Source organism: Rhodanobacter sp. FW510-R10 (assembly GCF_058781105.1).
In genome coordinates, this window is sequence record NZ_JBYSWL010000001.1 from 66,382 (window position 1) to 80,873 (window position 14,492).

A 14,492-nucleotide genomic window follows, 5' to 3' on the forward strand; every position below is an offset into this window, starting at 1 on the left:
TCCAAACCAAACTCATGCATCAGCTGCCGGGCCCCAGGGCAGCGGCGACCTTCTGGTGCAGCTCGGCTGCCGTGGATACCTGTACGGCCGTCGGTGCGGCCAAGGCGGAGACTGCGCCGTACTGGCCACCGTAGATCGAGCCGTAGACACCCCCCAGCTGCGTGTGCAACTGGCGCAGCGCATCGGCGTTTGCGGCCCCGGCCTGGTGCATGGCCGCGTAGACGCGATCCATGTCAGCGACCAGCTGGGTCGCCACCTCGAACTGCTTGGTCAGCCCAGCCAACGGCGTGTCGAGCCGCGGGTCGATGCGCAAGGTGAGCGGCTGCGTATACGTCTGGCCGCCCACGCTCAGGGTCACCGTGTATTGGCCCGGCACGGCCGTGGGCCCGAGCGGGCCCAGCGGCGTGTCGTGCAGGATCACGGAGATCGGCGCGCGATGGGTGTCGGACTTGGGCGCCGGGTAATGCAGATCCCAGACGATACGATGCCGGCCGGCGGCGGCCGACAGCAGCTGCGGGGGACGCAGCCAATAGGTGGGGAAATTCAGGCTCGCGGGATCGACAGCCCTGGGCTGGTCGGTCGAGGACAACCGGAAGGCGAGTCTTCCAGCCGCGTCGTGGATTTCCAGCGTGACCGGCCCGTTCGCGGCCGTCTTCAGGTAGTAATCCAGGATTGCGCCGTCGGGCGGATTCTGCCCGGCCGGGGTTTCCTTCGGCATCTGCGTATCGGTATAGGTGTTGCGCAGCACCTGGTAGGCCGCGGCGGGCTTGTACAGGTAGGCCGACGCCGCCGCCTTGGCCGCGGCGATCTGGCGTAGCGGGGTGATGTCGTCCAGGATCCAGAACGAGCGCCCGTGCGTGCCCACCACCACGTCGTCGTCGTGGATCACCAGGTCGCGCATCGAGGTCTGCGGCAGGTTGCCCTGCAGCGACTGCCAATGTTCGCCGTCGTCGGCGGAGAACCACACCGCGCGCTCGGTGCCGGCAACCAGCAATCCCTTTTGCACCGGGTCCTCGCGCACCACGTTGACCGAGGCGTTGTCCGGCAGGCCATTGACGATGAGCTGCCAGGTCTTGCCGCCGTCGTGCGTCCGGTAGATGTAGGGCTTCAAGTCGTCCAGGCGGAAGCGGCTGACCGAGGCATACGCGGTCTGGTCGTCGTAGTGCGAGGCCACCAGTTGCGTGACCTTGCTCCAGCCGGTCATGCCCTTGGGCGTGACGTTGTCCCAATGCTTGCCGCCGTCGCGGGTGACCCAGATGTAGCCGTCGTCGGTGCCAGCCCAGATCGTGTCCACGTTCTTGAACGAGGGCCCGATGCTGTAGATCACGCCGCGATGGTCACGCGGGTCCACCTTGGCGTTGAACGGCGCCAGGCTCGCCGGCTTGCCCGCGTTCGGACGCGAGAGATCCGGACTGATCTTGTCCCAGGTCTCGCCACCATTGCTGGTCCTGAACAACACGTTGGTACCGTAGAACAGCACGTGCGGATCGGCTGGCGAGAACAGCAGCGGTGCCGTGCGGTTCGTGCGGTACTCACCACCACGCCCGATCTGCGGGCCGACGAACTGGGTCTGCCCGGTGATGCGATTGTGCCGGGTCACCTTGCCGCCATAGATGATGTTGGGGTTGAGCGGATCGGGCGCAACGTAGCCGTACTCCTCCACGCCCACCGGGTGCCAATCGCGCAACGTGATCTGCCCGTCATTGCTGCGGCTGGTGATGCCGACCGAGCCGCTTTCCTGCTGCGAGGCGTAGACGTTGTAGGGGAATTCGTTGTCGGTGATGATGTGGTACGCCGCCGCCGTCGGCTGGTTGTACCAGGAGCTCCAGGTCTTGCCGCCATCGACGCTCAGGGTGCCGCCCTGGTCCACGCCGAGCGCGATGATCTTCGGGTTTTCCGGATTGATCCAGATGCGGTGGTAGTCGTCGCCGCCAGGCGCACCCTTGATCGCCTCGAACGTCTTGCCGGCGTCCAGCGAGCGATAGAACGACGTGTTGGCGACGTAGATCTCGTCGGGATTGTCCGGCGCCACCGCGACCTCGGCAAAATCCTGCCCACGGCCGTGGATGCGCGGCTCATCGTTGACGCGCCGGAAGCTCTGGCCCGCGTCGTCGGAACGATACGTGCCGGCAAATGCGGGCGGCGCCTCCACCTGGGCATAAATGCGCTGTGGGTCGCTCGGCGCGATGCCAATGCCGATGCGGCCAAGGCCCTGCGCCACCGTGGGCAGGCCCTGGCCAATCTGCTTCCAGGTGGCACCGTCATCGGTGGACTTGAACAAGCCGCTGCCCGGCACGCCATTGAGTGCACTCTGGCCCGTCCACGGTGCATGCCGCGTGGCCCACAGCACCGCATACACCGTATGCGGGTCGGCCGGGTCGAGCGCCACCTGCACCGCGCCCACGTCCGGGTTCTTGTACAGCACCTGCTGGAAGGATTTGCCGCCGTCGGTCGAGCGGTACACGCCACGCTCGGTGTTCGGGCCGTATGGATGGCCAAGCACCGCCACGAACAACTCGTTCTCGTCCTGCGGATCGACCACGATCGAGGCAATCTGCTGGCCGTCGCGCAAACCCAGGTGCTGCCAGGTCTTGCCGGCGTCGGTGGACTTGTACATGCCGTCACCGGTGGACAAGTCCGGCCGGATCAGGCCCTCACCCGAGCCCACGTAAATGACGTTCGGGTTGGACTTGGCCACCGCCAGGTCACCCACTGAATTGCTTTCGTCGCCCTTGAACAGCGGTTCCCAGGTGCGCCCGAAGTTCTCGGACTTCCAGATGCCGCCGTTGTTCACGCCCATGTAGAACACGTTGGGCTGGCCCGGCACGCCGGACATCCCGACGGTGCGGCCGCCGCGGAATGGGCCAATCATGCGCCACTGCACGCCACTGTAGAGCGCGGCATCGGACTGCTGCGCCTGCACTGGCACCAAGGGCAACGCCAGCGCCACCAGCGCCAGCGACGTCAACGACCAGGTCTGCGCAAACTTTCGGATCGACATGGGGCGGGGATCTCCTGCCAGATGGATGGGAAGTGCTGCAACGCCAAGGTAGATGCCAGTGGGGCGACGATGCTCCGCGCACCGCTCCAAGCCACAGCGTTTGTCGCATGCTGAGGTGACCACCAGCGACAGCCACGGACGCAATCGAGCGCCGCGAGTGTAACCGGCAAATGCGGCGCATCCCGGATCGGGATACGCGAGCCGCAAGCATGCCAGGCGCGTCATCCTGTCCACGGCATGATGGCCGTCCGCCGGCGTAGCGGACAATATGCCGAAAGTCCCGCCATTCCTGCCGCCGTGCGTACCGCTGCCCTCCCTGCGGCATCGCCGGCACGGTTTTGGCGATGCCGGGGCGGCAGTCCCGCATATCCCGGCACCGACCTTCGCCAACCCCGATGGACGATCCACGGCGGCGCCCGGGCATCAGGGCCCCGCACATTGCATTTTCACCATTTCAGGTGAAAATAGAGACCATGAGCATCCAGCCCACCCAGCGCCAGGCAGACGTCCTGGCCTGCATCCGCAACCACATCGGGCGCCACGGGCAAGCACCCACGCTCGAGGAAATCGGCAAGGCATTGCGGATCGAGAGCGTCAGCGCGGTGCTCAAGCACGTCCGCGCGCTGGAAGCAAAGGGCCGGTTGCGCATGGCTCCCAACCAGGCCCGCAGTATCCGCCTGCTGCACGAGTCCGAACCCGTGGACATGGAGACGATGGAACTGCCACTGATCGGCCGCATTGCCGCCGGCGAACCCTTGTACTCGGAGTCGCGGGTCGAGCGCAGCCTGCGCGTGTCGCGTGCGCTGTTCCGGCTGCGGCCGGATTACCTGGTCAAGGTGGTCGGCGATTCGATGCGCGGGGAAGGCATCCTCGATGGCGACCTGGTGGCGGTGCACGCCACGCCCGTGGCCCGCCACGGCCAGGTGGTGGCGGCGCGCGTGGAGGGCGACCGCTTCACCATCAAGCGGCTGTACTGGAAAGGCGGGGTGATCCGCCTGTTGCCGAACAGCCCCGGCTTCACGCCCATCGACGTGGACCCGACCGAAGACTTTGCCATCGAAGGCTTGTTTGCAGGCCTGCTGCGGGGTGGCTGATGACTGCCGTGGGCGCCTTGTCGCCGCTGCTGCAGACGCGCCAGGTCTGGCGTGGCCGGGCGGCGCCGCCGCCCGCCGGTGAACAGCCGACGGGCTGGGCCGCGCTCGATGCTGCCCTGCCGGCCGGCGGCTGGCCCGACGCCGCCTTGTCGGAAATCCTGCTGCCGGCCGATGGCGTCGGCGAGCTGCGCCTGCTGTTGCCGACCCTGGCCCGGCTGACCCGCGGACCGCGGCCCGTGGTGCTGGTGGCGCCCCCCTATGCGCCCTGCGTGGCCGGCTGGCAGCAGCACGGCGTCGACATGCGACGGGTCGAGATCGTCGCCGCCAGTGGGGCCGATGGATTGTGGGCCATGGAGCAATGCCTGCGCTCGGGCAGTTGCGCGGCGGTACTGGCGTGGCCACAACAAGCCAATGACCGGGCACTGCGCCGGCTGCAGGTTGCCGCCGATGGCGGTCGTGCGCTGGCCTTTGCCTTCCGCGATCGCCGCCACCTGGCCAATGCCTCGCCGGCCGCCTTGCGGCTGGAACTGGAAGCCCGGCCACAGGGCCGCGTGTGGGTGCGCAAGTGTCGCGGCGGCAGCGTACCGGAGCAGCCGTTTCCACTGTGGCATCCGCTGCATTGATGGCGGCCGACAATGTTGTGGGCCTGCATCCTGCTGCCGCATGTCGCGCTGGACAGCATCCTTCGCCGCCGCACCGGGGATGGCCCCTTGGTGCTGGTGGATGGCGCCGTCCATGCGCGCAGCATCGTGGCGCTCAATGCCGCGGCACGCGCCGCCGGCTTGCGCGTCGGCCAGCGCCTGTCGGCAGCCCATGCCCTGCTGGCGCAATTCGAGGCCTTGCCCCATGACGCCGGCGCGACCGCCCGCTGGCAACGCTTCCTGGCGGCGGTAGCCTATCGCTACAGCTCCGAGGTCAGCCTGCTGCCGCAGGCCATCGTGCTGGAGGCAAGCCGGAGCCTGCGCCTGTTTGGTCCCTGGCCGCGCTTCGAGGCCATGCTGCGGACCGATTTCACCGCGCTGGGATTTCGCCATCGCATTGCGCTGGCCCCCACGCCCCACGCCGCCCACGTGCTGGCCGGCATCGGCGACGGCCTGGCGGTGCACTCGCCCGGGCAATTGGCGCACGCCTTGCGCGACGTGCCGATCGCCAGGAGTCGATTGCCGGCGTCGGCGCTCGAGGCCCTGCCGGCCATGGGCATCCGCACCCTGGGGCAATTGCTGGCGCTGCCGCGTGCGGGCCTGCGCCGGCGTTTCGGTGCCGACTTGTTGCAGGCGCTCGAACGGCTGCTCGGCGAGGGCCCGGCCGGGCTCGACCCCTACCGTCCGCCGGATGTGTTTGACCTGCGCATCGAGCTCAGCCACGAGGTGGAGGATCTCGCCGCGCTGCTGTTTCCGCTGCGCCGCATGTGCGGCGACCTGGCCGCCTACCTCGCCGCCCGGGATGGCGGTGTGCAACGCTTCGTCCTGCGCCTGGAGCATCGCGACAACGGGTCGACCGACGTGCCGGTCGGCCTGCTGGCGCCCGAGCGCGATGCCGGCATGCTGTTCGAACTGGCGCGCGGGCGGCTGGAGCAACTGCAGTTGACCGCACCCGCGCTTGCCCTGCGCCTGCTCGCGCGCGACCTGCCAGCCTTCGTGCCTGCCGGCCGTGACCTGTTCGACGAACGGCCGGCCCAGACCCTGTCCATCGCGCAACTGCGCGAACGCCTGCGCGCGCGGCTGGGCGACCGCGCGGTGTACCGGCTGGCCAGCACCACCGATCCGCGCCCCGAACGCGCGCAGGTCGTTGCCGAAACCGGCGACGTCCACGCCGAACCGCATCCGCGACCAACCTGGCTGCTGCAGCACCCGCTGCCGCTGCGCGGGCCACCGCCGCGCATCCTCGCCGGTCCCGAGCGGCTGGAGACCGGCTGGTGGGATGGCGGCGAGGCGCGCCGCGACTACTACGTGATCGAGACCTCGCTTGGCCAGCGGGCCTGGGCCTACTGCCAACCCGGCGAACAAGCCGGCTGGATGCTGCATGGCTGGTTCGCATGAACCGCCTTGCCATGAGTGACTACGCCGAGCTGCACTGCCTGTCCGACTTTTCCTTCGGCCGCGGCGCCTCCAGCGCGAGGGAATTGTTTGAGCGCGCCAAGGCCTGCGGCTACCGCGCGCTGGCCATCACCGACGAATGCTCGCTGGCCGGCATCGTGCGCGCCTGGCAGGCCGCCAACGAAACCGGCCTGCAACTGCTCGTCGGCGCAGAGTTCCAGCTCGAGGACGGCCCGAAGCTGGTGCTGCTTTGCGAAAACCGGCAGGGCTATGCCGCACTCTGCCGCCTGATCACGCGTGGACGCCGGGCCTCGGCCAAGGGCAGCTACCGGCTCACCCGCGCAGACTTCCAGGACGGGCTACCGGGCACGCTGGCCTTGTGGACGCCGCCAGCGAACCTGGACGCCGCCCACGGCCGGTGGCTGCGGGCGACCTTTGGCGCGCGTGCGTGGCTGGCAGTGGAACTGCACCGCGGACCTGACGACGCCTCGCGCCTGCGCGAGCTGCAGGCGCTCGGCCAGGCGCTGGACCTGCCGCTGGTGGCCAGCGGCGACGTGCACATGCACGTGCGCCGTCGCCTGGCCTTGCAGCACACGCTCACCGCGATCGGCCACCACGTGCCGGTTGCCGAAGCCGGCACCCTGCTCTTCCGCAACGGCGAGCGCCACCTGCGCCGGCGCGAGGTCCTGACCGGGATCTATCCCGCGGCCTCGCTGCGCGAAAGCGTGCGCATCGCCAAACGCTGCACGTTCAACCTGGGCGAACTGCGCTACGACTATCCGGCCGAACTGGTGCCGCAAGGCCACACGCCCACCAGCTGGCTGCGCCAACTGGCCGAGGAGGGCATCCGCTGGCGCTGGCCGCAAGGCGCCAGCGCAAGGGTGCGCCAGCTCATCGAGGCCGAGCTGGCGCTGGTCGCGGCAAAAAAATACGAAGCGTTCTTCCTGACCGTCTGGGACATCGTCCGCTACGCGCGCAGCCAGGGCATCCTTTGCCAGGGCCGTGGTTCGGCTGCGAACTCGGCGGTGTGCTATGCGCTGGGCGTGACCGAGGTGGACCCGGAGGTCAACCACCTGCTGGTCGCGCGTTTCATCAGCGAGGATCGCGACGAGCCGCCCGACATCGACGTCGATTTCGAACACGAGCGGCGCGAGGAAGTCATCCAGTACATCTACGCCAAGTACGGGCGCGAGCGCGCCGCACTCGCGGCCACGGTGATCTGCTACCGCAGCCGCAGCGCGGTCCGCGACGTGGCCGGCGCCATGGGCCTGCCACCGGACCAGGTCGACCAGTTGAGCCATGTCTTCGCGCGTGGCTGGGGCGAGGCCGGATTGGAGCAACGCCTGCGCGAGCATGGCTTCGACCCGGCCAGCCCGGTCATCCGCCGCGTGCTCAGGCTCACCGGCGAGCTGCGCGGCATGCCGCGCCACCTGTCGCAGCACGTCGGCGGTTTCGTGATTTCCAACACCGCGCTGGGCGACATGGTGCCGGTGGAGAACGCGGCGATGCCTGGGCGCACCGTCATCCAGTGGGAAAAGGACGACCTGCACTACATGCGCATGCTGAAGGTCGACTGCCTGGCGCTGGGCATGCTGACCTGCCTGCGCAAATGCTTCACCTTGCTGCGCGACGCATACGGCGTGACCGAAACGATCGCCGGCATCGCGACGCTCCATCGGGACGACGCACCCACCTACCGCATGATCCAGGCCGCCGACACCGTCGGCGTGTTCCAGATCGAGAGCCGCGCGCAGATGGCCATGCTGCCGCGGCACCGGCCGGCGAATTTCTACGACCTGGTGATCCAGGTGGCGATCGTGCGACCCGGCCCCATCCAGGGCGACATGGTCCATCCCTACCTGCGGCGACGCAACGGCGAAGAGGCCATCGAGTATCCGTCGCCGGCATTCGAGGCCGTGCTGGGCCGCACGCTGGGCGTGCCGCTGTTCCAGGAACAGGTGATGCAACTGGCCATGGAGGCGGCCGGCTTCACCGCCGCCGAGGCCGACAAGCTGCGCCGCTCGATGGCGGCCTGGAAGCGCCATGGCGGCCTGGAAGCGCATCGCGACAAGCTGGTGCAGGGCATGCTGGACAATGGCTACACCCTGGACTTCGCCACGCACCTCTTCGACCAGATCAAGGGCTTCGGCTCCTACGGCTTTCCCGAGTCGCACGCGGCCAGTTTTGCCAACCTGGCGTATGCCTCGTCCTGGCTGAAGTGCCACTATCCGGCGGCGTTTGCCTGCGCCCTGCTCAATGCGCAGCCGATGGGTTTCTATGCGCCAAGCCAGATCGTGCAGGACATACGGCGCCACCGCGTCACCGTGCGGCCGGTGGACGTGCGCTACAGCGACTGGGATTGCACGCTGGAACCCGACCCGCACGACACCGGGTCACGTGCGCTGCGGCTGGGATTGCGCATGGTGTCCGGCTGTCCCCAGGCTACGGCGCAACGCCTGGTCGCGGCGCGCCAACAGCGTCCGTTCGTCGATCTTGCCGACCTGTGCACGCGGGCCGACCTCGAGCGCCGGCAGCGCGATGCCCTGGCCGACGCCGGGGCGCTGCGCGGCCTGAGTGGCCATCGCCACCGCACCCGCTGGGCGGTGGCTGGCGTCGAGACGCAATTGCCGCTACCCGGCCTGGTCAACCCGGCCGAGCCGGCGGTGAACCTGCCGCTGCCCACCCAGGCCGAAGACACCCAGGCCGACTACGCGCACCTCGGCCTGAGCCTCGGCCCGCATCCGCTGCGGCAGCTGCGGACGCGCCTGCGGGCGGCCCATTGCCTCGACGGCCAGGTGCTGCGCCGGCAGCCGTCCAAGAGCCGCGTGCGGGCGGCCGGCCTGGTGATCTCGCGGCAACAACCACAGACGGCCAACGGCACCATCTTCGTGACCCTGGAAGACGAGCACGGGCCGATCAACGTCATCGTGTGGCGACATGTGGCCGAGACGCAGCGCCGCGCCCTGCTGCAGGCGCGCCTGCTGGTCGTGGAAGGGCAGTGGGAAAGCGTGGATGGCGTCAGCCACCTGATCGCGCGGCGACTGCAGGATCTCAGCCTGCTCCTCGGCACGCTGGATACGCGCTCACGGGATTTCCACTGAGGGCCAGCCGCCTACCACGGCGCGCCTGGCAACGATGGACTGCCGACCCCCGTCCGCCGCGCCGCGCGGGTTCCGGTCATCGCAGCCGGCCTCTCGCAGGATCGCGACCACGCCGTCCTGGCCAGACTTGCGGCAACGCACTGGCGCCTCGCGACGCCACGATGAGTGACGGCTCAGCCGGATGCGCCCGGACGGGTGACTGCGGCAGCAGCCGCATCACGCGCCTTGCGCGCGAGTATCAGGCCGGATTGAAACGCGTTCGCTGCCTTTGCCTGCATGGCCGGATCACCCGCCGCCATCACCAGTGCATCGAAGTAGACGGAGAACAGCCGGGCCAGCACGTCGGCATAGGCCGCCTGGATGATGTCGACATCATTCATGTCCCCCTCCACCCGTGCCCGACGGCTTGGGTTCGAGTTCGAGTTTGCCTGGATCGGACTGAAGCGCGGTCAGAAGGCCTGTACATTCAGGCTGCCCAGGCCAGTGCAGGCATCCCGGCATGAGCGGGTCTCATAGGCACCATTGTCGACTTGCGTGTAGCGTACGCCGCGCGGCGTGAGCAATGGATGACTGCCGGCAACGCGTCGCCCATTTGCACGCCAGGTCCGCTGACCTTGCGCTGACCGCCGCTGGCGGAATTCATTGAGCCCGATGCCATGCTTTGGGTAAGCTCGCGGGGCTGTACCGCCTGTTGCGCAGGCTTTTTTGTCCGGGAAACTCGTTGAGCGTCAGCGCCACCCCCTCTACCAGCCGCTACGCGCTGTTCAGCGCGCTCGTGCTGGCGCTGCTCATTGCCGCGCTCAACATGGGCCTGTGGTGGTGGAGCAATCTGCCACACGGCCCGGCGGACTGGCATGGCCCGATCAGCGGCTTTGCGTTCTCGCCGTTCCGGCGCTACCAGAACCCGCTCACCGGTGACTTTCCCAGCGATGCGCAGATCGATTCCGACCTGCGCCTGATCAGCCGCTACTCACCGCGCATCCGCACCTACTCGATGCTGGAGAACCCGCAGGTACCGCGGCTTGCCGAGCGCTACGGCCTCAAGGTCATGGCCGGGGCCTGGATCGACCGCAGGCTCGACAACAACGAGGACGAGATCGCAGCCCTGATTGCCCAGGCGCGCCGTTACCCGGGCACGATCAACCGGGCCATCGTCGGCAACGAGGTGCTGCTGCGTGAGGACATCACGCCGCAGAAGCTCATGACCTACCTCGACCGCGTGCGCGCGGCCCTGCACCAGCCGGTATCCACGGCCGAGCCCTGGCACATCTGGGAGAAGTACCCCGAGCTGGTGCAACACGTGGACTTCATCACCGTGCACCTGTTCCCGTACTGGAACGGCATTGCGCGCAAGGACGCCATCAGCGATGCGTTGGCCCGCTATCACCACCTGCAGCAACTGTATCCGCACAAGCTGATCGTGGTCGGCGAGATTGGCTGGCCGTCCAACGGCGACCGCTTCCACTTCGCCACGCCGTCGGTATCCAACGAGGCGATCTTCCTGCGCCAGTGGTTCAACGTCGCCAAGGGCAGCCACATCGACTATTACGTGATGGAGGCGTTCGACCAGCCGTGGAAGGAGAACCTCGGCGAGGGCCGCACTGGCGCCTATTGGGGCATGTGGAACGCCGACCGGCAATTGAAGTTCCCGTTCACCGGCCCGGTCACCGAGGACACGGCCTGGCCGTGGAAGGCACTGGCGGCAAGCCTGCTGGCACTGCTGCCGATGATCCTGTTCGCGCGCCGCTTCGCGCGCTTCAAGCTGATGGGCCGGGTGTTCTTCGCCGTGCTGATCCAGCTGGCCTGCGCGCTGGTCGTGTGGGCTGCCACGCTGCCGTTCGCGTTCTACCTGAGCTGGATCGACTGGACCATGCTCACGCTGCTGTTCCCGGCGACCATCGCGATCATCGCGATCCTGCTGATCAACGGTTTCGAGTTCACCGAAGTGCTGTGGCGGCGCCGCTGGATACGCGACGCCGGCATGCTCAAGCCCGACCCGCCGGAACACCAGCCATTCGTGTCGATTCACCTGGCCTGCTACAACGAGCCGCCGGAAATGGTCATCGTCACGCTCGACTCGCTGGCCGCGCTGGACTACGCGAACTACGAAGTGCTGGTGATCGACAACAACACGAAGGATCCGAACATCTGGAAGCCCGTGCAGGCACATTGCGAAAAGCTGGGCAAGCGCTTCCGCTTCTTCCACCTGGAACCCTGGCCGGGCTACAAGGCCGGCGCCTTGAACTTCGGCCTGAAGGAAACCGAGCCCAGCGCCGACGTGGTGGCGGTGATCGACGCCGACTACGTCGTGCGCAAGGACTGGCTCGCCAGCCTCACCGGCTATTTCCACGACCCCAAGGTGGCCGTGGTGCAGTGCCCGCAGGCCCACCGCGAATTCGAGAACAACCCGTTCCGGCGCATGACCGCCTGGGAGTACGACGGCTTCTTCCGCATCGGCATGCACCATCGCAATGAGCGCAACGCGATCATCCAGCACGGCACCATGACCATGGTCCGGCGCAGCGCGCTGGAGGGCACCGGCGGCTGGTCGGAGTGGACGATCTGCGAGGACGCCGAGCTTGGCCTGCGCCTGATGCACGCCGGCTACGAGCTCGTCTACGTCGACGAGCTGATGGGCAAGGGCCTCACCCCTGCCGACTTCAAGGCCTACAAGAGCCAGCGCTACCGCTGGGCGTTCGGCGCCATGCAGATCCTGAAGGGCCGCTGGGACTGGATGACGCAGAAGGGACCGCTCTCCAGCGGCCAGCGCTTCCACTTCCTCACCGGCTGGTTCAGCTGGTTTGCCGATGCGCTGCTGCTGATCTTCACCCTGATGGCGCTGTATTGGACCGCGGGCATGATCGCATTCCCGGCACTCTTCAGCCTGCCCATGCAGTTGTTCCTGATCCCGGTGATCGGCTTCTTCTTCGCCAAGATGATCTTCGGCATCGTGCTCTATCGCGCGCGCGTGCCCTGCGGCTGGCGCGACACGCTGATGGCCTCGGTCGCCAGCATGAGCCTGTCGCACGCAATCGCACGCGGCATCCTGCATGGGCTGACGCGCAAGAAGACCGCCTTCGTGGTCACCGCCAAGAGCCGCCGCCTCGGCCAGTCCAGCCTCGCCGCGTTTGCCCCGGCGCGCGAGGAACTGCTGATGGCCGTGGCCTTGATCCTCGCCATCGTCGGCATGGCCACGAGCTACGGCACGCGCTTCGTCGAAGGCACGCTGTGGATGTTCATCCTCGCCGCGCAGTCACTGCCCTACCTCTCCGCCGTGGCGGTCGCCTGGATCGCCCACCGCTCCGGCGACAAGGCGGGTTGAAAACCGCGGTGAGAGTGCACTTTCGCCTCTGAAGCTCACGGAACCCGACGTCCCCGCGGGCGAAAGTGCACTCCGACCCCGGTTTTCGCCGTCATATGTCATTGACGGGGGAGCCGCTAAAGTAAGGCCTCTGTCGACACGCCTTGCCAGGGGCCAGAAGCCGCGCATGCACCGCCTTCACCGCCGCCGGAGCCTGCTGCTGGTGCTACTGCTCCTGCTGACGGGCCTGGCCCACGCCAACGTGCAGCTCGTGGTGGACGGCATCGACGACCCGTTGCATGCCGCCGCAATCGACGGCCTGAGCCTGTCCGCGTACCGCACGCGCACGGTGAGCGCGGCGCAGGTCCGTCGCCTCTACGAGCGCGCCCCGGACGAGGTGCGTGAGGCCTTGCGGCCCTATGGTTATTACGACGCGCAGACCACCGGCGAGCTGCAACAGACTGGCGATGATTGGCGCGTCACCCTGCATGTGCGGGCAGGCGAGGCGGTGCTGGTCACCACGGTGGACGTGGCGCTGGATGGCGATGCGGAAAAGATACCGGGGATCCGGGATGCACGCCGCGCCATCGAGCAGATGCGCGGCAAGCCCCTGAACGACGGCACCTACGAGGACGCCCGCGATACCCTGAGCGCCCAGCTCACCGCGTACGGCTACCTCGACGCGCGGCTGACCACGCACCGGGTGGAAGTGACGCGGGGGGCCCACAGCGCGGCGATCCACCTCGCCTGGAAAGTGGGTCCGCGCTACCGCTTCGGCCAGGTGCACTTCGCGGGCTCGCAGTTCAGCGACGGTTTCCTCGACCGCTACGTACCGTTCAAGCCGGGCGACTATTTCACCCAGAACCAGCTCCTGCAATTGCAGCTGGCATTGACCGGTGCGGACTATTTCTCGGTGGTCAACGTGTTGCCCGACGTGGATCACGCCAAGGATGGCACGGTCGACGTCGACGTCCAGCTCGCGCCGGCCAAGCGCTCGATCTACACGGGTGGTCCGTTCATCGGCACCGACACCGGCTTTGGCGTGCGCGCCGGCATGGAGCGGCGCTGGGTGAACCAGCGCGGCCACAAATGGAAGAACGAGCTGGTGCTGGCACAGAAGCTGAAGACGCTGTCCTCGCTGTACTCGATTCCGATGCCCGGCGACAACCAGCGCAGCTACAACTTCGGCGCAAACTTCCGCGACGCCAACACCGCCACCTCACAGTCGCGCACGCTGGCGCTGGTCGGCAATGAGGCACGGCTTTGGCACGGCTGGACCCGCACCCTCGGCGTGCATGCGCTCTCGGGCACCTTCACCGTGGGCAAGCGGGGCGGCGAAGCAGACAACACGCTGGGTATCGAGCGCGGCAACAGCACGGAGGTATTTGCCGAGGCCTCGCTGTCGCGCAAACAGGGCGACAACCCCAGCTTCGTGCGGCGCGGCTGGTCGGTGACACTCGCCGCGCGCACGACCGCCGGCACGCTGTTGTCCGATGCCAGCTTCAGCCAGGTGCTGGGGGATGCGAAATGGATCCGTGCGTTCGCCGGCAACAACCGCCTGATCCTGCGCGGCAGCGCCGCCACCACCTGGACCAACGATTTCGCAGCGCTGCCGCCGCAGCTGCGCTTCTTCGCCGGCGGCGACCGGTCGGTGCGCGGCTACAGCTACCAGTCGATCGGCCCGCGCAACCGCTACGACCGCGTCATTGGTGGCCGCAACCTGCTGGTCGCCAGCACCGAGGTGGAGCACTACTTCACGCGCAATTGGGGCATTGCCGCCTTTGTCGACGCCGGCAATGCCTTCAACGGCACCGACTACCGGCCAAAGATCGGCGCCGGTCTCGGCGTGCGCTGGCTCTCGCCCGTGGGCATGATCCGCGTGGACCTGGGCACGCCCATCCGCAACCAGGACGAGCACGGCGTGCAATTGCACATCGTGATCGGCCCGGACTTCTGAGC

8 protein-coding genes are annotated in these 14,492 nt (G+C 67.8%); 6 read left to right on the top strand and 2 right to left on the bottom strand.

Going from position 1 to position 14,492, the window contains the following annotated elements:
• Positions 1-19: 19 nt before the first annotated feature.
• Positions 20-3,001 (bottom strand): WD40/YVTN/BNR-like repeat-containing protein, encoded by a 2,982-nt coding sequence (locus AC3WJB_RS00265; RefSeq protein WP_492677539.1) that lies wholly within the window; start codon positions 2,999-3,001, stop codon positions 20-22.
• A 473-nt stretch (positions 3,002-3,474) separates the two neighbouring features.
• Here AC3WJB_RS00265 and lexA point away from each other — a divergent pair, with 473 nt between their 5' ends.
• From lexA to AC3WJB_RS00285, 4 genes are read left to right on the top strand one after another with little or no spacing between them, the layout of a single operon-like run.
• Positions 3,475-4,095, top strand: coding sequence for a transcriptional repressor LexA (gene lexA / locus AC3WJB_RS00270; protein WP_492677541.1), 621 nt, complete (start codon positions 3,475-3,477; stop codon positions 4,093-4,095).
• Positions 4,095-4,718: a translesion DNA synthesis-associated protein ImuA gene (gene imuA, locus AC3WJB_RS00275; protein WP_492677543.1), complete on the top strand. Its 624-nt coding sequence runs from the start codon at positions 4,095-4,097 to the stop codon at positions 4,716-4,718. The genes lexA and imuA overlap by 1 nt, the downstream gene beginning before the upstream one ends.
• A 12-nt stretch (positions 4,719-4,730) precedes the next feature.
• Positions 4,731-6,134 carry a Y-family DNA polymerase gene (locus AC3WJB_RS00280; protein WP_492677545.1) on the top strand — a complete coding sequence of 468 codons (1,404 nt, stop codon included), beginning with the start codon at positions 4,731-4,733 and terminating at the stop codon, positions 6,132-6,134.
• 11 nt (positions 6,135-6,145) lie between these two features.
• Positions 6,146-9,232, top strand: coding sequence for an error-prone DNA polymerase (locus AC3WJB_RS00285; RefSeq protein ID WP_492683012.1), 3,087 nt, complete (start codon positions 6,146-6,148; stop codon positions 9,230-9,232).
• Positions 9,233-9,405: 173 nt separating this feature from the next.
• Here AC3WJB_RS00285 and AC3WJB_RS00290 read toward each other — a convergent pair whose 3' ends face one another.
• Positions 9,406-9,612 carry a hypothetical protein gene (locus tag AC3WJB_RS00290; protein WP_492677547.1) on the bottom strand — a complete coding sequence of 69 codons (207 nt, stop codon included), beginning with the start codon at positions 9,610-9,612 and terminating at the stop codon, positions 9,406-9,408.
• Between the two features lie 425 nt (positions 9,613-10,037).
• Here AC3WJB_RS00290 and AC3WJB_RS00295 point away from each other — a divergent pair, with 425 nt between their 5' ends.
• Together AC3WJB_RS00295 and AC3WJB_RS00300 are read left to right on the top strand one after the other, a co-directional pair.
• Positions 10,038-12,554: a glycosyltransferase family 2 protein gene (locus AC3WJB_RS00295; RefSeq protein WP_492683014.1), complete on the top strand. Its 2,517-nt coding sequence runs from the start codon at positions 10,038-10,040 to the stop codon at positions 12,552-12,554.
• A gap of 166 nt (positions 12,555-12,720) precedes the next feature.
• Entirely contained in the window at positions 12,721-14,490 is a 1,770-nt protein-coding gene (locus AC3WJB_RS00300) for an autotransporter assembly complex protein TamA (protein ID WP_492677549.1), read from the top strand.
• Positions 14,491-14,492: the final 2 nt, after the last annotated feature.